Origin of the sequence: Pseudomonas sp. 11/12A, from assembly GCF_000800055.1 — a bacterium.
GTDB classification, from domain to species: Bacteria; Pseudomonadota; Gammaproteobacteria; order Pseudomonadales; family Pseudomonadaceae; genus Aquipseudomonas; species Aquipseudomonas mohnii.
In genome coordinates, this window is sequence record NZ_JUGV01000001.1 from 3,994,523 (window position 1) to 4,017,269 (window position 22,747).

Here is a 22,747-nt window from a genome sequence, read left to right on the forward strand (position 1 = left end):
CTCAGAGATCCTGTTGCTTGCGCCATTTCGGACTTTTCGTTGCGACGTACTTACTTGCCGTAAATGTCGAAATCGAAGTACTTGTCCTGGATTTGCTTGTACTTGCCGTTCTCACGAATGGCGGCGATGGCGGCGTTGAGCTTGTCCAGCTCAGCCTTGTCGCCCTTGCGAACCGCGATGCCTACGCCGTCGCCGAAGTATTTGACGTCAGTGAACGCAGGGCCGACGAACGCGAAACCTTTACCGGCGTCGGTCTTCAGGAAACCGTCATTCAACAGGGTAGCGTCTGCCACGGTGCCGTCGAGGCGGCCGGCGGCCACGTCGAGGTAAATTTCGTTCTGCGAACCGTAAGGCTTGATCTCGGCACCCAGCGGAGCCAGAACTTCGCGGGCGAAACGCTCGTGGATCGAACCACGTTGCACGCCGATGTTCTTGCCCTTGAGCTCGGTCAGGCCTTCGCTGACCTGAGTGCCTTCCTTCATGACCAGGCGGGCCGGGGTGTTGTAGTACTTGTTGGTGAAGTCCACGGACTTCTTGCGATCTTCAGTGATCGACATGGACGACAGAATCGCGTCGATCTTGCGCACTTTGAGTGCCGGGATCAGACCGTCGAACTCTTGCTCGACCCACACGCACTTGACCTTCATCTCTTCGCACAGGGCGTTGCCGATGTCGTAGTCGAAACCAACGATGCTGCCGTCCGGGGCCTTGGAAGCGAACGGAGGGTAAGCCGCTTCGATACCAATTTTCAGAGGCTTTTCATCGGCGAAGGTTGGCAGGGACAGCACGGACAGTGCCAGGGCGCCAAGCAGCACGAGTTTCTTCATCTTGGGACTCCATCGGTAAAGGGCTAAAACGGCAGAGTGAGCGACAGCCCAATATGCGAATGAGTGGAACCGGATAGTTTTGCTGCGTCCTACAGTGCACGTGCGAAATTTCAACACGAGCAACGACGAGCGAGTGATCGGCATTCTAACGACAGGCCCGAAGCCGATATTTCTTCAATGCGACAACTAGTTACAGAAGCACTGAGAAAGCCGGTTTGGCACGTTGACAGCCCCGCAAAATCATGCAAGAGCAAAAGACAGTGAACCGATATACATTGCAAATTGCGGGCCTATTATTAGCAAACCCTTCAAATCCGGCAAGCGCAGCGTGGGTTCTTATTTTTGAGGGGCGTTCTGAGTGCCCTCATCCGGGGCTTGGCGTTTCCCTATGCCCCGTATCGGCGCGGGCGGTTACACATTTAGTAACTTGAAGGATCAGGGGTAACAGCGGGAAACAGCCTACAGGGGAAACCGATAATTATTGGCTGTTGCATAGATGGCGACCGACAGGCCGCCTTCGCGAGCAAGCTCGCTCCCACAAGAATCAATGGAGTGACTGCGATTTACGCCACACGACCGATACCTGTGGGAGCGGGCTTGCCCGCGAAGAGGCCCGCACAGCCACCACACAATCACCCGACATTAAAAAACCCCACCAGGCTCAACACCTGGCGGGGCTTTGAATGACGCCGAACGCTACTTACGCAACATTCATGGTCTTGTGCGTATCAATCAAATGCTGCACCACGCCCGGATCGGCCAGTGTGGAGATATCCCCCAAGCCATCGTATTCGCCGGTCGCGATCTTGCGCAGAATCCGGCGCATGATCTTGCCCGAACGGGTTTTCGGCAGGCCTGGCGCCCACTGGATGACGTCCGGCGAAGCGATTGGGCCGATCTCCTTGCGCACCCAGTTTTTCAGTTCCAGGCGCAGTTGCTCGTTCGGCTCCTCGCCGTTTTTCAGGGTGACGTAGACATAAATGCCCTGCCCCTTGATGTCATGCGGCACACCGACCACCGCCGCTTCGGCGACTTTCGGGTGAGCGACCATCGCGCTTTCGATCTCGGCGGTGCCCATGCGGTGGCCGGACACGTTGAGCACGTCGTCGACGCGACCGGTGATCCAGTAGTAACCGTCGGCGTCACGGCGGGCGCCGTCACCGGTGAAGTACATGCCACGGAAGGTCTTGAAGTAGGTGTCGACGAAACGGTCGTGGTCGCCGTACAGCGTGCGTGCCTGGCCTGGCCACGAATCGAGAATCACCAGGTTGCCCTCGGCCTCGCCTTCGATGATGTTGCCCAGGTTGTCCACCAGCGCTGGTACCACGCCGAAGAACGGACGTGCCGCCGAACCCGGCTTGAGGGCATGCGCGCCCGGCAGCGGGCTCATCATGTTGCCGCCGGTTTCGGTCTGCCACCAGGTGTCGACGATGGGGCAACGGGACTTGCCGACATTCTTGTAGTACCACTCCCAGGCTTCCGGGTTGATCGGCTCGCCCACCGAACCGAGCAGGCGCAGGCTGCTGCCGTCAGCACCTTCGACGGCTGCGGTGCCCGAAGCCATCATGGCGCGAATGGCGGTTGGTGCGGTGTAGAGGATGTTGACCTTGTGCTTGTCGACGATCTTCGCCACCCGGGTGATGTCCGGGTAGTTCGGCACGCCTTCGAACAGCAGCGTGGTCGCACCGTTGGCCAGCGGGCCGTAGACAATATAGGAGTGACCAGTGACCCAACCGACGTCGGCGGTGCACCAGTAGACCTCACCCGGGCGGTAGTCGAATACGCGCTCGTGGGTCATGGCCGCGTACAACAGGTAGCCGCCGGTGGTGTGCTGCACGCCCTTCGGCTTGCCGGTGGAGCCGGAGGTGTAGAGGATGAACAGCGCTTCTTCGGCGCCCATTTCTTTCGGCGCGCACACGGTGCCCGCCACTTTCATCAAATCTTCGTACCAGATGTCGCGATGCTGGTTCCACTTGATGTCACCGCCGGTGCGCTGGCACACGATGACTTTCTGGATGCTGCTGGTTTCCGGGTTGGTCAAGGCGTCGTCGACGTTGGCCTTGAGCGGGATCTTCTTGCCGGCACGAATGCCTTCGTCGGCAGTGATCACCACCTTCGACTTGCAGTCGATGATGCGGCCCGCCAGGGCTTCCGGCGAGAATCCACCGAACACCACCGAGTGAATCGCGCCGATCCGGGCACAGGCCAGCATGGCGACCACGGCCTCGGGGATCATCGGCATATAGATCGTCACCACGTCGCCGCGGTGTACATCCTGGCCGCGCAGGGCGTTGGCGAATTTGCACACTTGCTCGTGCAGTTCGCGGTAGGTGATGTTGCGGCTTTCGGCCGGGTCATCGCCTTCCCAGATGATTGCGACTTGATCGCCGCGCTCGGCCAGATGACGGTCGAGGCAGTTGTAGGAGACGTTCAGGGTGCCGTCGGCGAACCACTTGATGTCGACGTGGTGATCGTCGAAGGACGTCTGTTTTACCGTGGTGAAAGGCTTGATCCAGTCGAGACGCTTGGCTTGCTCGCGCCAGAAGCCGTCCGGGTTGACGACTGACTGCTGGTACATGGCCTTGTAGGTCGCCTCGTCGGTCAGCGTGTTGGCCAGAACCTCGGGACGAACGGGATACAGGGAAGCCGCACTCATCTTTCTTACCTCGGGGAATATAGTTGTTTTTGTATGACCCCGTTGTAGCCGGGCCGGCCCTATAGAACCATTCGACGATGGTAGTAACAAGCCCATACAAAATGCCCCGGTAAGCGCAAAACAAGGCTGGAACGAATGTTCCGGTATCACGCCGCCCCTTGTAGGAGCGAGCTTGCTTGCGATGCTGCTGAACAATAACGCGCCAAACCTGACACCCCGGAGCGCCCCACGATTTGCCGCGAGCAAGTTCGCCCATACATGGGATTGTTACGAAATCTGTCAAAGGTGTTTATCAAAAGCATGGCTATATGAATAAACCCCTCCCCTCTAAAATCTGCATCGCCAACCCGGCAAACTGAGTTAACCACGTTACAGCCCCCACGAAGGCAGTTAACCCAAAAACCAAGTTGTTCGGCTCCACACGCAACCCCAAAAAGGTTGCGTGACCCCACTCGACCTATGAAAGGTAAAATTTAAATGAAAGCTTTATTGGTTCTGGCCCTCAGCAGTCTGTGCGCTACCGCCATGGCAGACGAGGTCCCGGCTGATGTCGCGCAGCAACAACCCGCAGTAGAGGATTACACTTACTCAATGCACCTGGACATCGCCAAAGTTATATCCATGAGCGAAGTTCCCAATGTTTGCGAAGTTGTCCCGGTGAAAATGGAATATGACGACTCCAAGGGTCAACGTCATATCCTGCGCTACAGCGTGATGGGTAACGGCTGCTCCAGCGGCTGATTCATCCGCCCCTCGTCTCCCCAAGGTTCGACCCAGCCGCCCGACGTTGCGGGCAGATGAAGCGTCGAACCTGATACATCTATAAATACGATTTCTTTAAGCGCTTTATAGCGAATTTTAATCAATTTATCAGATGCAGCATGTGTTCCATACCCAAGGCACATAACGCCACCCCATTTGGAGTCACCCCCATGAAAAGCAAACTGATCCTCGCCCTGACCCTCTCGGTACTGGCTGCTAACACCTTCGCCGCCGACGGCTATGACCGCACCGGTTCGGCCACCTTTGCCGCTGACGGTTACGATCGCACCGGCTCTGCCACCGTTGCCGCTGACGGCTACGATCGCACCGGTTCGGCCACCGTTGCCGCTGACGGCTACGATCGCACCGGTTCTGCCGCCGTTGCCGCTGACGGCTACGATCGCACCGGTTCTGCCGCCGTTGCCGCTGACGGCTACGATCGCAACGGTTCTGCCGCCGTTGCCGCTGACGGCTACGATCGCACCGGTTCGGCGACTGTCGCAGCAGACGGTTATGAGCGCACCGAGTCGGCTACTTTCAGGTGATCACTGAAGGTCGTTCCCAGCCCGACTTCGGTCGGGCTTAGTTGTGTCTGAAGCCTGAGAAACCCCCGTCGAAACACAAGATGTAGTGAAAAAAGCCTTTTCTGGTTATTTCTTGAGCAAAAATAACCCAGGGCAAAAATTTACGAAAAAAAATCTGCACCGGCCAAAGCCCTGTAAACCCTCGCTCCGACCGAAAAACGGTCCCTGTCGACCGATCCGTGAGCCATTTCGCCGCCCCACGGCACCGAAAACTTCCCTATAATGCGGCCTTAAACGGGCCTGCAATATTCCCTTACAGGGATGAAAAGCCAGTCTGAAGCCCCGCAGAAGCGCTCAATGCTTTCTGCGCCCGTCAGTGGCTCTCGGAACCCCGTACAAAATTCTGTTTTATTGCCTGCCTTAGCTGCTGCAAAAAACGATTCCTTAAGATCCATCGCGGCCAGTACGGCCGTGTGAAAAACCAACCTCAATTTCACACGGGCAATCTGGCCCTCACGCAGGAGACGACACGTCATGCTGAGCTGGGACGAATTCGACAAAGAAGACACGGAAGTGGCGGTCAAGAGCGCCAACGCTGGCCACGCCACCGAAGCCAATATGGACCGTCTCGACAGCGCTGGCGGTGCCGCCGCCCTGGAAGCCCGTGCCGTAACCGCCACTGACTCCGCCGCCGTCGCCCGCGCCAAGGCTGCCCTGGACGCTCTCGACGTCGCCGAAGGTCTGGCCGAACTCGAAGGCGCCTCCGCCCGTGTCGCCGTTGACGAAAAACGCATGATCAACTGCCGCGCCGACCTCAACCAGCTCGTGCCATTCAAGTACGACTGGGCCTGGCAGAAGTACCTGGACGGCTGCGCAAACCACTGGATGCCGCAAGAAGTCAACATGACCGCCGACATCGCCCTCTGGAAAGACCCAGAAGGCCTGACCGACGACGAGCGCCGCATCGTGATGCGCAACCTCGGCTTCTTCTCCACCGCCGACTCCCTGGTCGCCAACAACCTGGTCCTGGCCGTCTACCGCCTGATCACCAACCCGGAATGCCGCCAGTACATCCTGCGCCAGGCGTTCGAAGAGGCGATCCACACCCACGCCTACCAGTACTGCATCGAATCGCTGGCCATGGATGAAGGCGAAATCTTCAACATGTACCACGAGATCCCGTCGGTCGCGAAAAAAGCCACCTGGGGCCTGAAATACACCCGTTCGATCTCCGATCCGAAGTTCGAAACCGGCACCGTCGAAACCGACAAAGAGCTGCTGCGCAACCTGATTGCCTACTACTGCGTTCTGGAAGGCATCTTCTTCTACTGCGGCTTCACCCAGATCCTGTCCATGGGCCGTCGCAACAAAATGACCGGCGTCGCCGAGCAGTTCCAATACATCCTGCGCGACGAATCCATGCACCTGAACTTCGGCATCGACGTGATCAACCAGATCAAAATCGAAAACCCACACCTGTGGGATGCCGAAATGAAGGAAGAAGCAACCCAGATGATCCTGCAAGGCACTCAACTGGAAATCGAATACGCCCGCGACACCATGCCTCGCGGCGTACTGGGCATGAACGCAGCGATGATGGAGGACTACCTCAAGTTCATCGCCAACCGTCGCCTGTCGCAGATCGGTTTGAAAGAAGAGTACCCAGGCACCACTAACCCGTTCCCATGGATGAGCGAGATCATGGACTTGAAGAAAGAGAAGAACTTCTTTGAGACTCGGGTAATTGAGTATCAGACTGGTGGAGCGCTTAGCTGGGATTAATCAATCCTAATATCTGGCTAAAAAAAAGGCTTCGATAATCGAGGCCTTTTTTTTATAAAAGTGAAGTTACGTCATCAGGTGCAAGTCACTTCACCGCACGACTTAGCTGATCCAATAAATACTTATTCCTTAACTGCCTTGCTCGCGTACTGTTAACAGCTTCTGTTGCTGCTAGCTTGTAATCTTCTGGAAGCGCGCGCTCAAATGAATCTAGAATCAACTTAACTTTGGATGAATCTAAAGCGATACCCTGTTCCTGCAAAACTACGACTGCAATTATCAGCGAAAAGAAGTTTGCTTTATTAAGCCAATAGGATTTCCCTCTAAACCCAATTTTCAGTATAAATTCAGCAGCCTTCTCCAACGCATCAACAACTCTATCTCGCTCAGCAAAAAAAACCGCATAATCATCGAGATGCTGAATTGCTTTTTCGTTCCTATTGGAAAACCCACCGATCACCGCAGACATAATATTCAACACATGCATCAAGTTTGTTTTTCTTGCTATTTCATGGCTATTGAAAACGCCCTTATCGTTTACGATCTTAGAGAAGTGCTTAATGTTTTTTTTGTTCGCCCAATCGTAAAATTCTTGAGGGACATTGGGATCCTCCCGAAAGTCATCTTCATCCTTTCTGTCCAACGATATATGATCAGATAGGAATTTCGCGACCAACATATAATCTGATGTTGAATATTGAGAGGCCAGTTTCTCAATTGAAGTTAGCGAATTAGAGGTCCGATTAATACGTTGAAAAATTTCTTGAACTTTGGGATCGTCATTTTCTAGATCTAATTCTATAACCGCAATTTCGTATTTCAAAAATTCCGACTTCTGACTTTCTGGCAAGTCGCTATATTTTTTCCCTTCGACTTCAAGATTATCTGAAATAAAGCTAACTATCGCATCACTCCTCTGCTGCCCATCAACGATGCACGAAACAGTGGACATAGTTTCAACGTTAACCTTTCCTTTGGATATAAATATTTGCGGAAATGGAAACCCCAAAAGAATTGTTCTGATAAAATCCTTTTTATGAACATCACGCCAAACCAAATTTCTTTGAAAATAAGCATCTGGAATCAAACGCCCAGATTTAATATCATTTACTAAATTCAATAGCGATACTGATCGCACTCGATACTCAACCATTTAGAACATCTCCCTCTTAACAATATTTGTAATTACAGATCTTTGTTTATTCTCAAAAAATGATTCAGACAAATATATGGAAGCGTTAATCGAGCTAAAAAGATCACTATATTTTGAGGATAGGGTGCCAAAAAAATTATTGATTTTCGCACGTTCCTGACCAATAACCATCAAGTCAGGCCTAAACATGCCCTTGGCTAAATATTTCAAATATGTCTCACATGTCGAAGAATTACCTACGACAGGAAATCTTGTTAAATCCGTATAGTTTTTTGAAATCCTGCAAACATACTCCATATACCGAGTGAAGAGACGCATATCAATTATGGCGATATCCAAATCCGATGTTCCCGGTATGAAATCCGTTCCCTTGTGGATACTTTTTCCTATTTTTGCAGAACCGGCTACATGAATTGCTGCAATAGGAACATCAAAAAAAATCGCAATTTCATTATAGACAACGTATTGGCGCCCCTCGTTACCTATAAAGGCATGGGTCGGATACGTCAAGAATATTTTACGCGCAATCTCAGTATAAGAGGTTTTAGCCTCCGCCCCTGCCTTAATAGCCTCAAAGTAATTCATAGAAATCACTCAAATTCGAAAAAGCGATTTTCAAAAAATTAAATTTTCAAATAACCAAATATCAACACTCCTATCAGTACCCTCTACTGGCCAATACATCAGACACTACGGAGGCCATCTTATAAGCAAGTAAAGGTGGAACCGCGTTGCCTACCTGATGATATTGTTGAGACCGATTACCTTGAAAAAAATAATTATCTGGAAACGTTTGCAACCGGGCTGCCTCTCGAGCACTCAAACTGCGACATTGTACTGGATCATAATGGATGAAGTAATGACCATCTTTCGAGATATGACTAGTAATTGTAGTTGATGGCGAGTTTTCACATTGAACTCTAAAACGGTCACTAAACTTCCCTGACTCCCAGTTCTTATGAGCTGGAGCCAATCCAGGCAAATTAAAATCTAAATGTCCCTTGGGAGAATAACCTTTCGCCTTAGCAAAACAGGAAGCAAAAATGTAGCGCCGAAGATCTGAAACCATATGCCCTCGAGCATCATGATTAAGCCATTTCTCCAACTTACTATCGTGAAACCACTTATCAAATACGGGTTCATCAACGCGGTTATTGATGGGAAAACGCAATGCTCCAACGCCCAAATCGCTACCCAACAAACTCTTGCGAACAAAATTAAATTCCGAAACCAAATTAAAATTCTTCTCTATATCTACACTAGCAATAAGGTGATCTAACTCTTTTAACACTACACTTAGCCAACCCTGATCACTATCAGCCTGCTTAGTGAGACGACTTCGAATCTTTGGTAACCCATCAATAACTTTGTGAATGCTTACAGGCTTTTCTGAAATTTGCAGCTTCGTATATTCAGGAACATTTCCATCACAATCTACTGCTATACCGAGCAAAATAACTCGATGTCGAGCTTGGGGAATCCCATATTTTTCTGCTCTGATTATATATTCTCGAGGGTCAATCTCACCGCTGACCCCTGCTCCAGCAGCACTATCGCTCACAAAAGAACAAATTCTGTATTTTTTTCCGGTACCCGGAACACCTAAAGCCTTATCAGGATCAGATAAATCTTGAAGAATTTTCTGAAATATACTCTCACCATCGATTCTTGAAGAAAGGATACCCTTCACGTTTTCCATAACAAACACTGCGGGTTGCCGTTCTTGAATAATTCGCAAGTACTCCTTATACAAAAAATGACGATGATCGCTTTCAGGAGTATAATTTGCCTTACTCCTATTTCTCGACCTTCCCGCCAAAGAGTAAGCTTGACAAGGAGGTCCTCCTATAAGGACCCAAGGACGACTCTTGTCCAATTTAGAATCGAGAATTTCATCAAGCTCAATATCCCCATCATTGGTACCTAGGGTAATACATCTAGCCTCCTCACCAGCTTTCTCCCACTCCAGTTCACTAGCCATAGACCATGGCTTATCGGAGTATCCATTACAAAAGTCATAATAATCTTGTAATGCAGGAGATTTTTTATTTTTTAATAATCGGTAAAATGCTCTAAGCCTTAGTGTTTGTCTTGCAACTGGGTCGGCTTCTGCTGAAACAATGATATTGAATCGCTTTCCATCGAATGAAGACGAAAAGCCTTCGCCTAAGCCCCCCGGACCCGCGAAAAGATCTACAATTTGAATTGGATCGGATGACTTCATAGAACCTTCAAGAAGCTTGCTACTCATAAAAAATAACTAGGAGCTGATCATGGATATAGTTAGCAATGAAACCAGATCAAAAATCATGGCTAACATCAAGAGTAAAAATACGTCGCCAGAGAAAAAAATAAGAAAGCTTATTCACTCTTATGGCTTTAGGTACAGGCTCCATCCACGTGATCTCCCTGGCAAACCAGATCTTGTCCTACGGCGCTATAACCTTTGCATTTTTGTAAACGGGTGCTTTTGGCACCGTCATCCCAGATGTAAACTTGCATCAACACCTCAGAACAGAAATGACTTCTGGTCGAAAAAATTCTTAGACAATATAACGCGCGACATCAAAAATAGAAACATCCTACTAAGAAAAGGTTGGAGAGTATTTGACATTTGGGAGTGCGGAACAAGAGGCTCCTCACCGGACCTAAAATGGCTAATAGAAGCAATACCTGATATGGATAAATACTACGTATCTTGGCCTCAGAATTAACCCAATCAACCACTATAGCAATAAACAACCATAAAAAATGCATCCAAAAATGAATGCATTCATGATACTTATACAAAACTCTAATCGCTGGAAAACCCAGGTGTACCAATTCTACTGAAATAGCCGCCAAAGCGCTCTACCAAAGAAGGTACGAACATTGGAGAAAGCGACGCGAAGCGTAAAGGAACTAAATTAGTAAGCGCTTGCGCTGCAGGAAGAGCGCAAATATCATCAAACTGCACCATCCACGGTCCTTGAGGGGCAGATGACACGTCACGCATCGGTAGCAAAAAATGTTGTTTTAATGAGCCGTCATGCTGAATAAGTTTCTTTACTTTTTCCTTAGAGCTGTTCGATGTACTTGCGACCAGAGTATTCCATTGCGCTGAGATATCTTCACAAGCGGCCAAGAGAATTGTCTTAACCTTACCTTGATTCGCCAAATCGCAGCGAGGAGACACCACGATCCACTTTCTCCCGTCGTAGTCTACTAAGTCTCCAGTATCTAGCCGATCTTTCATTGGCGGAACAAAGTACGTTTCCTCTGGATGCGTGGCATCTCCTCCAGCCACCAGCAAGGCATCATGAACATGCGCAATAACATGCCTAGCCACTACTTCGGTCAGATCTTGCGACAAGTCAGATGTCCAGTGCTGCCAACGGGGCCAGATAGATTTATAAAAAATTTTTGCCGTTTCACGATTATACGCAGCCTTAACTCCTCGCAGCTTAAGAAATATATCTTTATTCCTTGTCAGCCAACTAAATACCTGATCAAAACCATCCCCTTTATCCATAACTTCAACTTGAGGACTGCCATAACTCTTTGTATCTGCATCAACTCGCTGACCAGTGTATACCGCAACCCCCATAGGGAGAGCTGCGACTAAATGGCGAACAAAAATATTCCCATCACTGTTGTTGGCCGCAACTCCAACTTCCGTTTGCAAGCGAAGGTCAACAACTGCTGCGTCGAACCTATGTAAATCCAATAACTCCTTGGCACCATTCACAGTTTTTGATGTTTCAAACTCAATGAAAAATCCTTTAGCTTCTGAATCAGCATTGTGCGAATCGATCGCATCCCGCCATTCATTCATTTTAGAATCTTCGTCTTCAACAATTAATATCTTTAAAGTAACGGCCGATGAAGTCATTATGTAGACGCTCTCTGCATTTCAATCACAAAAGTCGTTTGGTCTGCCAATGGATCAAAGGCGACATCTCCTTTGCTTGCCCTCATGGCCTCCCTAGCGATAGCTAGCCCAATACCCGACCCTTCAGCTTTGAGGGAAAAGCCTGGGTGAAATAAGTTTCCGTAAAATCGATCCGCTATGAGTGGGCCGTTATTAGAAACTGCAACTCGCACATATTTTTTTGAAGCACTAACAAAAAATCCGAGCGTCCTAGGATGCTCAGGACTGACACTCAACCAATGAATAGCATTATCGATTATATTTATTAGTGCCGCCATTAAATCTGATTCAAACCCATTAACATGAGCATCCAATTGCTCATCCGGCATCTCCAGTATGATTGATGCATCGGCTATGCTGTCACTGAAAAGACTGACACACCGATCTAACACTGAGTTAATTTTAAAGACTTGACTTCTTCCTCTACGCTTTCCAGATATTGGATCAAGCGCTTTAAATAGTTTACTCAACTGCCCAGAAGAATGGTGTATTGAAGTGGCTTCCTTTCCAAAAACAGACCGAAAATGATCACCAAACTTTGATTGTTCCTCTAATCTGGGGGCGCCGTCAGACAAGCGCTTTGATCGTGTAGCTATGTCAGATAAAAAGCGTCTGCCATCATGCAGAATTTGTGCAACAACAAGTCCTAAAGTTGACCTGGACGATAGAGCCTGCTGATACGTCTCCAACTCAGCTATAGATGTTTTCAACGCCAAACTATCTGCTTTCATTGCTCGTTCAATCTTATTTCTGTATTGAACGGGTAGATTGGCTACAGCACGTGTGGTTGCACTCAAATTTGCTTTACTACGTACAGAATCAGTATCGGTAGCTGACTTCCGACTCAACCCGGCCGACTGTCTAAAATCCTGCCTCATTGCTTCAACGTGAGTTAATAGATCAGTCACTAGTCTTTTCAAACGTACGAAGGCCCCATTATGCTCTAGCCCTTCACGACTACTTCTTTCAACTAATCCTGATTCATTTTCGTCTTTGATCTCAACCAAGCCCCAAACCTGATTCAAACCCAATTTCTTGGATGGATTTTGAACCCTCATCCGCTCAAGTTCTAACCAATCCGTTTCAGCGTCTCCGTATGGTCTAATTCGAAAACCTCCACGGTAAATCCCAATTCCGATATTTTCGTCTAGCACCCTTTTTGCATCTAAGCGTCCAATCCCCCCCAACCCTAACTTCTCAAATAACTCTACAACAGCATCGCCTTCTCTATCATATATATTTAACCTTAATGATACCCGCCCACAAGTCGACTCCTCAGAAGAAGGCTCAGTCGCAGACACCCTAATTTCCTGACGTAATCCGTCGCCTCTTTGATTAACAAAAAAGCCAACGAATTGACCTTCCCGATCAAACTCCCCTTCCACCATATAATGAAAAATTGCATTAATTGCAAAAGGCTTAATTTCCCGAGGATCAAAATCCTCATCATCGTAGTTTTCAAGCCCCTCAAATGCTCCTGCAACAATAGTTTGACCGTCGAACCCATGAATCTCTTTCTTGAAGGCGCTAATATCTAGATAAATTTTAAACTCGTCTTCCCGCGCCTTGACCGGAGAGGCCAGTCGGCGCAACTCTCTTACAAGCAACCCAAGCTGTTTTTTAGTCCAGTGATCTCGCAGCCCATTAATTTTTAAAGTAACGCCTGGAGACTCGTCACTTCTTCCGAGCCTGGTTTCTACCTCAATATCAATCTGATCGAGATATTTTGTATTTTCGAATAAATCCCAATTCACTAATATTTCGCTGACCTCGACAGCACCGATTGAATTAAAACTAACGGTTTTTAGATGTAGTTCTTTACCTAAGCGCGCAGTTGCAAACCTACCAACTCCCTTCGCTCCGAGCATGGTTCGCTTTTTATCAGGACTCGACCGCCTCGAAACCTTGTCGCTGGTTGCTGGTTCAAACCACTTATCCAAAAGATCAGTTGCACTCATACCATGACCGGCATCAACAACAGAAATCGAACCAGCGCCTTCACTCCAAACACCATCTTCTGGAGGAGTAATTTTTATATGAACTGACGGGGAGTCAGCATCGAAGGCATTTTTTACCAACTCAATGAGTGCCGCTTCTGGCCCACTTATTAGTTGGTCTCCAATCGTTCTTACAATCCTTGCTCTAGGCCTAAGCTTCGCCATTTTCACTCCTTATGAGCTTACTAGATAAGCTGAGCAATATTTAGCCAGCCGACGATTGTTAATGTCGCGCCCCCACAATGTACATGAAGTGCCATCATTGCAAAACTTCAACATAGCTGTCAGCGCCTTAACGTCGCTTGCTTGACCCCACTTTTTTCTAAGGCTAACCTCCGCATCGAGCCTAAGAAACTCTACAATCCAGAGCGGTCCTCCGCACCCGACAGTCATGCGGCTTTTTTTCGTCTGCGGTTTCTCTACGCCTGCGAAAAATCCCCGTTATGTCGGGAGTGGGCGAATACAAGACCCGAAAGGGGAATATGTCCGGCCCGTCTCTGGTGGGTTTCTTAGCTCCCGACACCCTTAACGAATGCCCTAAGAAAGCAGCCAGAGGTAAAGGAAATGCCTGTCTATCCGACCTTCACGATGAAGGTGATTTACCGTACCCGCAGAACGCCCCACTCGCTTCCGATTCCGGAGGCATGCCATGTCTGAACCACTTTTACCGACTCGTTTTACCCGCCACAAAACAAACCTGCATGCCCTTCTGGTGGAGAACCAGGCGTGGTTCTGCGCCCACGAGCTGGGGCGCTTGATGGGCAAATATCTTGATGAGCGCCAGTTACGCAAACTCGATGCTGATCAGTGGCAGACGATGTGCGTGGAGACCTATGGTGACGCCGAAGAACGCCTGATGGTGAGCGAGTCCGGCGTGTACGCGCTTTTGATCTATCACTATTGCCCGGAATACCGACAGCTTCGTGAATGGCTGACGCATCAGGTTGTGCCCGCATTGCGTGATGCCCGTCCGTTGCGCTCGGTTGAGCGCCCTACGTTGAGTGTGCTGAGTTGGCCGCAGATGTCGCTCAGCATGTTGCACTGGCAGGATGAGCCATGGATTCGGTTGCGGGATATGCCTTGCTTGCTGGCGGACGATCCTTTCAATCGTCGCGAATCCTGGTGGCGGAAAGCTGCGCGAATGATGCGTGGATGCTGATTGCCCGCCCTTGCAGAATCCGCTGTTTGAAACACAGGCAGCGGATTTTTTCTAAACACAGACTGCCAATTCGTATCTTCGGTTTGGCTGATGTTTCGTTGTTGTGTTTTGGGGGCCGCTTCGCAGCCTAGCGGGAGCAAGCTCCCTCGCCACAGAGTCGGTGCTCGGCATGGGTGCTGCGTTGATGCTGGAAATCGCGAGCAGGCTCGCACAGGATTTCTACTACGGAGTTACAGACTGCCTTCGAATACAACAATGATGTCCTCAGGGGTCTTGTCTAAATCCGCAGATATCCGAATTTTCCCCTTAAACCGTCCCGGCTTGCGTGCCCTTGCCGTATCGACATGAGGCACCAAATCCAGATAAGGCTTGCCGTCCTTGATGATCACCACCGTATCGCCTTGCCATGCTCGTTCAGCAAGTTGAAAAAACCGGGATTTGGCTTCTTGCATGCTTACTTGTACCCGCTCAGTCATAAGGCACCTCCATAGAGTTAGCCAAGCTAGCTGAAGCCTGAAATTTTCGATACACAGGCTATTGGGTTCTGGTCGATACGACAAACACGAATCAACAGGTGCACCATCACCCTCTACCCGCTATTAATACCCCTCCCCCTCACGGACCCGAGCCCCCCCATGAAATTCAACCTCGCCTACTGCCTCAGCCTCGACGCCAAGCTGTCGATCTATGACGTGCGCGATTTGAATTTCGACGAGACCATGGCGTTCGATTCCGCCAAGGAACACTTTCAATGCCCCAACGATGCCTGTCGTTTGGCGTTCGACGTGGCGAACGAGTTGGGGACGTTCAACGCCAAGAATGTGAATTACGTGCGTACGCCGCACTTCAAGAACTTGCCGAGTACGCGGCATGTCGAGGGTTGTCCTTATGTCAGCCTGAAGACGCCAGCATCAGGCGTGGAGGCGGACGGGGCGGAAACGGATGACAGTCGCGAGGAGCATTTCCCGTCGGAACTGTTACTGACCCGACGTGAGTATGTGCGTCAGCCATCCAACCCGGCGGTGGCGTCCGACACTCAGAGGGATGAGCCCGCCACGCCTTCGACCGCCCATGGCGTCGAGCCGCCGAGCCACGATTCGACGCCGGACAAGACCAGCGTCTTCGCCCACCCGGTGGAGTGTTTCGTGTCGAACTTCGATGATAAGGACCTGCTCAAGCGCATGCCGTTGAAGATCGGCGAGCACACCGCAACGTACGCCGCGTTTTTCAAGAAGATCGAGTACCTGCAGGACAACAAGGGGCTGATTTACTGGGGCAAGATCAAGCAGATCAAGGATTACACCCAGAGTTTTCGCATCGACTTCGAGAAGAAGGTCTGGTTCGAGAAGAAGCCCTATTCGGTCAATGTTTACCTGAGCAAAAAGCTGATCGACACCTATCGCAAGCGCAAGGCGTTCCTGGAAGAGATCAAGCACGCCATCGAAAGCGGGCGCGAGTTGTATTGCTTCTTTTATGGCGTGACGCCGGAGCTGAAGCAGGTGCCGAGCAAGAAAAACCCCGAGCAGACGTTCGGGGTGTTCAGTGCCAACATTGAGAATCTGGATCACTTTATTGTGCGGGAGGCGCCGGGGCTGGAGGGAAAATGACCGCGCTCAGCCCAGGCCCATGCTGATCATGACCAGCACCAGCAACCCGACGTACACCCGCGCGTGAATCTGATCCGGTATGCGCCCGATCCAGGGCGTGGCCAGGCGAATCCCCACCACCGATCCAACCGTCAACACCGCAAACGCCAGCAGATCCACATAACCGACAAACCACGGTCCCAGATCAAACGCACTGAAGCCGGCCATGGCCATGTAGGTCAAGGTCCCCGCCAGCGCCACGGGCACGCTCAGTGGATTGGCCATGGACGTCGCCTGGGACATGCTCAGTCCGCATCGGCGCAATAACGGCACGGTCATGACGCTGCCGCCCACGCCGAGAAAGGTGGCAATGACGCCGATTCCCACACCGCCGCCAGACTGCTCTGACCGACTCAATCGCCGCGGATTTCGCTGATGGGTATGAGTGAGAAAACCGTCTCTGAACAGGCAATCCAGAATGGTCAGCCCCAAGTAGGCGATGAAGGCCAGACGAATGAGTTGGCCACTGGCCTGAATCGCGGCCACGGCGCCGAGTGCCGCCCCCACACCAATGAAGCCGCCCAACGGCCACAGGTAATGGCGAATGAGATGACCGGCGCGGTGGTGTTTTCCGGTGGCGATCAGGGCATTGACGATCATCACGCAGGTCGAGGTGGCGACGGCAATGTGCATCGCCGCATGGCCGATGGGATCGTCGACGCCGTACCTGGCCATGAGCATGCGGTACAGCAACGGCACCACGACGAAGCCACCGCCAAAACCAAACAACACGGCGGTAACGCCGCTCATGCAACCGAAGAGAGTCAGCCATAGATAGAACATTGCACGTCGTCCGTTGGATGAGAGCGGTCGACGATAAAGCGCTGCGCCTTGGCCTGCTTCAGCAAGTCGGCCAATAATGTTTGCGTTTACGCCAACTGTGGGTTTGCCTGGATGCGCAATATTTCGATTGATCGGCTGGACGCCACGCCGCGTCCGGTCGTTGCCATCGGTACGGATTATGCCTACGGCCAATGGTTGCCCCGTCATACACACCGTCGCGCGCAATTGTTGTACGGCGCCACGGGGGTGATGCAGGTGACCACGCACGACGGCAATTGGGTGGTGCCGCCGCAACGGGCGGTGTGGATTCCGGCGGGGGTGGCGCATGAGGTCTTGATGCTGGGGGTGAGTACTCGCAGTGTGTACATCGAGCCGAGCGCGGTGGATTTGGGCCAGCGCTGTCAGGTCATCAGCGTGTCGCCGTTGATGCGACACCTGTTGATGGAGGCGGTGGAGATTCCGCTGGAGTACGCCGAAAACAGTCGCGACGCCACCCTGATCGACTTGCTGCTGCACGAACTGGCGCTCAGCACTCACCTGCCGCTGCATATCCCGCTGCCGCTCGATGCGCGCCTGCTCGCGTTGTGCCAGGCCTTTTTACAGCGACCCGACGCCCATCAGTCGCCGCAACAATGGGCCGATCAATTGCACATCAGTTTGCGCACGTTCAATCGCCTGTTTCGGCTACAGACCGGGTTGAGTTTCAGCCAATGGCGGCAACGCGCCTGTGTGGTGCTGGCACTTGCGCGGCTGGTCGCGGGTGAACCGGTGACGCGCATTGCCCTGGATTTCGGTTACGACAGCCCGGCGGCATTCTCGACCATGTTTCGACGCATTTTGGGCCAGCCACCATCCGTCTGGTTGGAAGGGGCGAAATAGCAGAAATCGAAAAATCAATTTGATCCGGGCCAAAAACAACTGTACAAAAACACAGTAATTTTTGAATCAACACTCTCGAGCCCGGAGAACACCATGGCCTCTCAAGCGATGAAAATCACCCTGGAACGTATCGCCCTCTTCCAATTCACCCCGGCCCACTGCGCCCAGGCCCGAGCGATGCTGGGCTGGAGTGTGGAGGAACTGTCTCGCGAATCCGGGGTTTCGGTGGAGGCCATTCAGCGCTTCGAAGCGGGGCAGGATGTGCTGGATGTCACCCGACTGACGCTGGCGTATCGATTTGAAGCCGAGGGGATGGTGTTCTTCCCGGGGTTTGCACCGGGGCGCGGAATGAACCTGAGAGGTTGTACCCCAAATCCAATGGAGCGGGCGGATTTTGCGATGGTTGAGTAATCAAAGGCATCGGTTGACGATTATTCCCAAATAGGTATATTTTCGCATGAGTACAAGGAAGCCACTCCTGTGGGTTGGTAGCAGCAGAAAGACCTCAAGCAATTTCCCGCAGATGTACAGGATGTTTTTGGGCACGCTCTCGATCTGGCGCAAAGCGGTAAGAAACATCCCGACGCCAAACCCCTCAAGGGCTTTGGAGGTGCCGGAATCCTTGAGCTGATTGAGGATTTCAATACGAATACCTACCGCGCCGCTTATACCGTTCGCTTCGGTAGTGCCATTTATGTTCTGCACTGCTTTCAGAAAAAGTCGACTACTGGCATCAGAACCGCGCAGTGCGACATCGATCTGATCAGGATGAGACTTCAAGCCGCGCAGGATCATGCGAAAGGATCAGAAAATGATTGAAATCGAAGAAAGCAGCGGGAACGTCTACGCAGACCTGGGGACTCCCGACTCCAATGAAATGCGAGTCAAATCCCAGCTGGCCGCAAAAATTGGTGAAATCATCAAGGCACGCCATTTAACCCAGATTCAGGCGTCAGAAATTTTAAGGCTGTCGCAGCCCAAACTTTCCGAGATGCTGCGCGGCAAGTTTCGAGGGATCAGTGAAGCCAAGATGATGGAGTGTCTACTGCTACTTGGGCGCGATGTGCAAATCGTCGTCAAATCGGCCCCCCGATCACGAAAAGAGGGCCGGCTTGACGTCGTCTTTAACTGAAACGCCAACCAGCCAACGCAGCTCATGCGTTCTGCACAGTCACCCGATCACTCTCCCCTTCCAGCGCCAACCACCAGGCGTCACCGCGCTGCGGGTACATGAGGTTGAACGCCTCGCCCATCTGCGGTGTGGTAATCGAAACGCTGCGCTCCCAGGCCAGGGCCAGGATGCGATCGAAGGGTTCGTACCAGGCGTGCATCGACAGGTCGAAGGTGCCGTTGTGAATCGGCAAGAGCCAGCGACCCTTGAGGTCGATGTGGGCTTGCAGGGTTTGTTCCGGTTGCATGTGTACGTGGGGCCACTCGACGTTGTAGGCGCCGGTTTCCATGAGGGTCAGGTCGAACGGGCCATATTGTTCGCCGATGTGTTTGAAGCCGTCGAAGTAGCCGCTGTCGCCACTGAAGAAGATCCGTGTGTTGCCTTCAATCATCACCCACGAAGCCCAGAGGGTGCTGTTGCCATCGAACAGGCCGCGACCGGAGAAGTGTTGTGACGGAGTGGCGACGAAGCGGATGCCATCGACTTCGGTGTCCTGCCACCAGTCCAGTTGCCGGATCTTGCTGGCGTCGATGCCCCATTTGATCAGGGTGTCGCCCACGCCCAGCGGCGTGAGGAAGTACCTGGCCTTGTCGGCGAGTTGCAGCACGGCCTGATAGTCCAGGTGATCGTAGTGGTCGTGGGACAGGATCACCGCTTCAATCGGTGGTAACTGGTCGAGGCTGATCGGAGGCTGGTGAAAGCGCTTGGGACCGGCCCATTGCACAGGCGAAGCCCGTTCGGCGAAGACCGGGTCGGTGATCCAGAATTTGTCCCGCAACTTGAGCAGCACCGTGGAATGGCCAAGTCGATAGACGCTGTGGTTCGGCGCGGCAATCAACGCCGCCTGGGTCAGGGTTTGCACCGGGACCGGCGCGCTCGGACGGGTGTCTCGCTGCTTGTGGAAAATCATGTTCCACAGGATGCGCAGGGTCTTGCGAAAGCCTTCACGCTTGAACGGCGAATGATTGAGGTATTGCCCTTCTGTCTGACGGGACGCTTCAGATGCGGCAACGATGTCCGCGGGGGAAGTGGTTTTGGCCATGACTGAATGACTCCGGAAAAACCGCAAGCAATCGGTTTCTCAAGGTTGGACGATAAATGGCCAAGGCATGCACGCATCAGCCGGATGGTTCTATTGTTCACCGGGCAGGATTAACAAAACATTACACTGCACGGTGTAGTTTCTAGGTTGCATCAAAGCCGATCACAAGTAAACTGCCAAGTGTAATTTTCACCCCTCTCTGCCGAAGCGTACTTATGACAGCTCCACAGCGCCTCACCGACCGAAAACGCGAAGCCATCATCCAGGCGGCGATTGCCGAATTCCGTGCCAACGGTTTCGACATCACCAGCATGGACAAGATCGCCGCCACTGCCGGCGTGTCGAAGCGCACGGTGTACAACCATTTCCCCAGCAAGGAAGAGTTGTTCGCCGAAATCCTCAATCAATTGTGGGCCCGTCTGACAGCCGAAAAGGAAACGCCCTATCAGGCTGGCTCGGCATTGCGCGATCAGTTGCGCCCCCTGTTGATGGCCAAGCTGCGCATGCTGGGCGATGACAATTTCCTCGACCTGGCGCGAGTGGCTATCGCGGCGACCATCCATTCCCCTGAGCGCGCACAGGATATGGTGGCTCGCCTGGGTGAGCGCGAAGAAAGCCTGACGGTGTGGATTCGCGCGGCCCAGGCCGATGGTCGGTTGAAAGCAGTCGATCCTGGATTTGCTGCGCAACAGGTTCAGGGCCTGCTCAAATCCTTCGCGTTCTGGCCACAGGTTTCCATGGGGTTGCCGGGCTTGTCGGCAGACATGCAGGGCTCTGTCGTGGAGTCGGCACTGGATATGTTCCTGGCCTGCTACCAGTTGCCATAAATGACAATGTGCGGGCGTTGTCCCCACATTGGGCGGCGACGGATAGAGCGGCGCAATGTGTTTCAGAATGAAACTGACAGCAAGGTTATAGTGAGTCCAGGTTCCAACCTCCACCAGAGATCACCATGAGCACGACACCCAACAACAAACCCGCCGCCCCCGTCGATCACCTGCGCTTCCATCGTCCTCACGCCCACCTCGCGCCGACCTTTGGCGATGACAAGTTCGCCCTGCGCGCCGAGGCCTTTGCGCGGTTCTTTGGCACGCCAACTTTTCTCGGTGCCCAAACACTGATCGTCGCGGTGTGGATCGCCCTCAACATCTCCGGTGTGACCCACTTCGATGTCTATCCCTTCATCCTGCTCAACCTGGCGTTCAGCCTGCAGGCGGCGTATGCCGCACCTCTGATTCTGCTGGCCCAGACCCGTCAGGCGGCGCGGGATAAAGCGCAGTCCGATGCCGATGCCCAGCATCGTGAAGCGCTGGCGACCGCCAACAGTGAGCGACAGGCAGAGGCGGCGAAGAACAACTCGCACCTGCTGGAACTACTCGAGCAAAACACCCGCCTGACTGAACTGACCAAGGCGCTCAGCGAGCGCATCGAAAACCTGACCTCGGAAATGCATCAGCACGTGTTGAATTCGACGCCATCAAAAAGCTGATCGGTTTAGGTCACGCTGTTCAGGGCAGCTTCAATGCCCGCCCCAGCTCATCAAACAAAGTGACCACCGAGCGCAGGGCGCGGCAATCCGGGCGGGTCAGCAGCCACAGCGCGGTGTCATAACCCTGCAGTGGCTCACCCAGCGCCTGCAATCCGTCGCCGATCAGAAAGTCCGGCAATGCCGCCACCCCCAACCCTGCCCGGACCAGTTCGGTCACCCACAGCATGCTGTTGCAGCGATAAGCGGGCGTCACACCGGGCAACGCCTGGCGACGCCAGGCAATGGTCGGGTGATCGGGCAGGAATTCGTCCGGGGCAATCCAGGTCAATGCGGCGAGGTCATGGGGATCGACCGATTGCAGATAACTCGCGCTGGCGCACACCCGGTATGCGACAGCCGCCAGTCGCCGCCCGACCAAATGCTCGGGCGGGGTGCGGGTCAGGCGCAGGGCGATGTCGGCATCGCGACGGCTGAGGTTGGCGAAGTCGTTGGAGGTACTGAGCTCGATGGTCAGTGCCGGGTAATTGGGCATGAACCGCGCTAGCGCCGGCAGCAACAAACCTTGCAGAACCGAGTCGGTGCAGGTCAGGCGCACGGTGCCGCTGATCACTTCACCGCCCTGCTCCACGCCAATGCGCGCAGCCTCAAGTGCCTGTTCGGCGCGCTCGGCCTGCTCGGCCAAGGACTGGGCCAGGCTGGTCGGCAAGTAGCCGGCGCGGCTCTTTTCGAACAATTGCTGACCCAGCGCGGCTTCCAGTCGACGCACCGCACGAAACACCGTCGAGACATCCACCCGCAACAGCTGCGAGGCCCGGGCCAGAGAGCCGCCACGCACCAACGCCAGAATCAGGGCCAGGTCCGGGTAGTCCAGTCGATAGTGCGTGGCTGCATTGATCACTTGGGAAAACGCCCATATTGAGTGCGTGAACGCCAATCTATAGTGAGCGCCAGGAATCAACAAGCGCCG

The 22,747-nt window shown here is 52.6% G+C and carries 23 protein-coding genes; 12 read left to right on the forward strand and 11 right to left on the reverse strand.

All coding sequences use genetic code 11. The features are described from left to right. Window positions 1-50: 50 nt before the first annotated feature. Both GQ39_RS18345 and acs read right to left on the reverse strand, forming a co-directional pair. Window positions 51-827: an ABC transporter substrate-binding protein gene (locus GQ39_RS18345; protein ID WP_047532380.1), complete on the reverse strand. Its 777-nt coding sequence runs from the start codon at window positions 825-827 to the stop codon at window positions 51-53. Window positions 828-1,527: 700 nt separating this feature from the next. Continuing rightward, complete coding sequence (acs, locus tag GQ39_RS18350) at window positions 1,528-3,483, reverse strand: acetate--CoA ligase (protein ID WP_047532381.1); 1,956 nt, start codon at window positions 3,481-3,483, stop codon at window positions 1,528-1,530. Between the two features lie 477 nt (window positions 3,484-3,960). On the opposite strand from acs, the gene GQ39_RS18355 reads away from it, so the two are divergent. The 3 genes from GQ39_RS18355 to GQ39_RS18365 all read left to right on the forward strand — a co-directional run bounded on the left by GQ39_RS18355 (window position 3,961) and on the right by GQ39_RS18365 (window position 6,551). Further along, the gene (locus GQ39_RS18355; protein WP_047532382.1) at window positions 3,961-4,224 is read left to right on the forward strand and encodes a DUF2790 domain-containing protein; all 264 of its coding nucleotides are present in this window, start codon (window positions 3,961-3,963) and stop codon (window positions 4,222-4,224) included. 191 nt (window positions 4,225-4,415) lie between these two features. After that, a complete protein-coding gene (locus GQ39_RS18360; RefSeq protein ID WP_047532383.1) occupies window positions 4,416-4,790 on the forward strand; it encodes a hypothetical protein in 375 nt (124 codons plus the stop codon). Window positions 4,791-5,303: 513 nt separating this feature from the next. Continuing rightward, on the forward strand, window positions 5,304-6,551 hold the full coding sequence (locus GQ39_RS18365) for a ribonucleotide-diphosphate reductase subunit beta (protein ID WP_047532384.1): 1,248 nt from the start codon (window positions 5,304-5,306) through the stop codon (window positions 6,549-6,551). A gap of 85 nt (window positions 6,552-6,636) precedes the next feature. Here the strand turns inward: GQ39_RS18365 and GQ39_RS18370 are convergent, their stop codons facing one another. The 3 genes from GQ39_RS18370 to GQ39_RS31640 form a co-directional block, all read right to left on the reverse strand. After that, window positions 6,637-7,704, reverse strand: a complete 1,068-nt coding sequence (locus GQ39_RS18370) for a DUF262 domain-containing protein (protein ID WP_047532385.1) — start codon at window positions 7,702-7,704, stop codon at window positions 6,637-6,639. Continuing rightward, window positions 7,705-8,289 carry a hypothetical protein gene (locus GQ39_RS18375; protein WP_052193615.1) on the reverse strand — a complete coding sequence of 195 codons (585 nt, stop codon included), beginning with the start codon at window positions 8,287-8,289 and terminating at the stop codon, window positions 7,705-7,707. Window positions 8,290-8,362: 73 nt separating this feature from the next. Then, window positions 8,363-9,955 (reverse strand): DNA cytosine methyltransferase, encoded by a 1,593-nt coding sequence (locus GQ39_RS31640; protein ID WP_236693114.1) that lies wholly within the window; start codon window positions 9,953-9,955, stop codon window positions 8,363-8,365. Window positions 9,956-9,977: 22 nt separating this feature from the next. Here GQ39_RS31640 and GQ39_RS31645 point away from each other — a divergent pair, with 22 nt between their 5' ends. Then, window positions 9,978-10,418, forward strand: coding sequence for a very short patch repair endonuclease (locus GQ39_RS31645; RefSeq protein ID WP_081997939.1), 441 nt, complete (start codon window positions 9,978-9,980; stop codon window positions 10,416-10,418). Between the two features lie 80 nt (window positions 10,419-10,498). On the opposite strand, the gene GQ39_RS31650 is transcribed toward GQ39_RS31645, so the two are convergent. Together GQ39_RS31650 and GQ39_RS31655 are read right to left on the reverse strand one after the other, a co-directional pair. After that, window positions 10,499-11,575: a histidine kinase gene (locus GQ39_RS31650; RefSeq protein WP_081997940.1), complete on the reverse strand. Its 1,077-nt coding sequence runs from the start codon at window positions 11,573-11,575 to the stop codon at window positions 10,499-10,501. After that, the gene (locus GQ39_RS31655; protein WP_081997941.1) at window positions 11,575-13,776 is read right to left on the reverse strand and encodes a sensor histidine kinase; all 2,202 of its coding nucleotides are present in this window, start codon (window positions 13,774-13,776) and stop codon (window positions 11,575-11,577) included. The genes GQ39_RS31650 and GQ39_RS31655 overlap by 1 nt, the downstream gene beginning before the upstream one ends. 484 nt (window positions 13,777-14,260) lie before the next feature. Here GQ39_RS31655 and GQ39_RS18390 point away from each other — a divergent pair, with 484 nt between their 5' ends. Further along, on the forward strand, window positions 14,261-14,770 hold the full coding sequence (locus tag GQ39_RS18390) for a BRO-N domain-containing protein (protein WP_047532388.1): 510 nt from the start codon (window positions 14,261-14,263) through the stop codon (window positions 14,768-14,770). Between the two features lie 230 nt (window positions 14,771-15,000). Here the strand turns inward: GQ39_RS18390 and GQ39_RS18395 are convergent, their stop codons facing one another. Further along, a complete protein-coding gene (locus tag GQ39_RS18395) occupies window positions 15,001-15,246 on the reverse strand; it encodes a type II toxin-antitoxin system Phd/YefM family antitoxin (protein ID WP_047532389.1) in 246 nt (81 codons plus the stop codon). A gap of 159 nt (window positions 15,247-15,405) precedes the next feature. On the opposite strand from GQ39_RS18395, the gene GQ39_RS18400 reads away from it, so the two are divergent. Further along, window positions 15,406-16,377 carry a hypothetical protein gene (locus GQ39_RS18400; RefSeq protein WP_047532390.1) on the forward strand — a complete coding sequence of 324 codons (972 nt, stop codon included), beginning with the start codon at window positions 15,406-15,408 and terminating at the stop codon, window positions 16,375-16,377. A 6-nt stretch (window positions 16,378-16,383) separates the two neighbouring features. Here the strand turns inward: GQ39_RS18400 and GQ39_RS18405 are convergent, their stop codons facing one another. Then, window positions 16,384-17,199, reverse strand: a complete 816-nt coding sequence (locus GQ39_RS18405; protein WP_047532391.1) for a sulfite exporter TauE/SafE family protein — start codon at window positions 17,197-17,199, stop codon at window positions 16,384-16,386. 111 nt (window positions 17,200-17,310) lie between these two features. Here GQ39_RS18405 and GQ39_RS18410 point away from each other — a divergent pair, with 111 nt between their 5' ends. The 4 genes from GQ39_RS18410 (at window position 17,311) to GQ39_RS18425 (ending at window position 19,210) form a co-directional block, all read left to right on the forward strand. Next, a complete protein-coding gene (locus GQ39_RS18410) occupies window positions 17,311-18,078 on the forward strand; it encodes an AraC family transcriptional regulator (RefSeq protein WP_047539003.1) in 768 nt (255 codons plus the stop codon). Window positions 18,079-18,171: 93 nt separating this feature from the next. Continuing rightward, window positions 18,172-18,489, forward strand: a complete 318-nt coding sequence (locus tag GQ39_RS18415) for a helix-turn-helix domain-containing protein (RefSeq protein ID WP_047532392.1) — start codon at window positions 18,172-18,174, stop codon at window positions 18,487-18,489. 144 nt (window positions 18,490-18,633) lie between these two features. Further along, window positions 18,634-18,897, forward strand: a complete 264-nt coding sequence (locus GQ39_RS31660; protein WP_269082073.1) for a type II toxin-antitoxin system RelE/ParE family toxin — start codon at window positions 18,634-18,636, stop codon at window positions 18,895-18,897. Further along, a complete protein-coding gene (locus GQ39_RS18425; RefSeq protein WP_047539006.1) occupies window positions 18,890-19,210 on the forward strand; it encodes a helix-turn-helix domain-containing protein in 321 nt (106 codons plus the stop codon). The genes GQ39_RS31660 and GQ39_RS18425 overlap by 8 nt, the downstream gene beginning before the upstream one ends. Window positions 19,211-19,232: 22 nt before the next feature. On the opposite strand, the gene GQ39_RS18430 is transcribed toward GQ39_RS18425, so the two are convergent. Continuing rightward, complete coding sequence (locus GQ39_RS18430; RefSeq protein WP_047532394.1) at window positions 19,233-20,291, reverse strand: MBL fold metallo-hydrolase; 1,059 nt, start codon at window positions 20,289-20,291, stop codon at window positions 19,233-19,235. A 215-nt stretch (window positions 20,292-20,506) separates the two neighbouring features. On the opposite strand from GQ39_RS18430, the gene GQ39_RS18435 reads away from it, so the two are divergent. Both GQ39_RS18435 and GQ39_RS18440 read left to right on the forward strand, forming a co-directional pair. Then, window positions 20,507-21,118, forward strand: coding sequence for a TetR/AcrR family transcriptional regulator (locus tag GQ39_RS18435; protein ID WP_047532395.1), 612 nt, complete (start codon window positions 20,507-20,509; stop codon window positions 21,116-21,118). A gap of 125 nt (window positions 21,119-21,243) precedes the next feature. Further along, complete coding sequence (locus GQ39_RS18440; RefSeq protein ID WP_047532396.1) at window positions 21,244-21,780, forward strand: DUF1003 domain-containing protein; 537 nt, start codon at window positions 21,244-21,246, stop codon at window positions 21,778-21,780. Between the two features lie 19 nt (window positions 21,781-21,799). Here the strand turns inward: GQ39_RS18440 and GQ39_RS18445 are convergent, their stop codons facing one another. Then, a complete protein-coding gene (locus GQ39_RS18445; protein ID WP_081997942.1) occupies window positions 21,800-22,741 on the reverse strand; it encodes a LysR family transcriptional regulator in 942 nt (313 codons plus the stop codon). Window positions 22,742-22,747 lie beyond the last annotated feature (6 nt).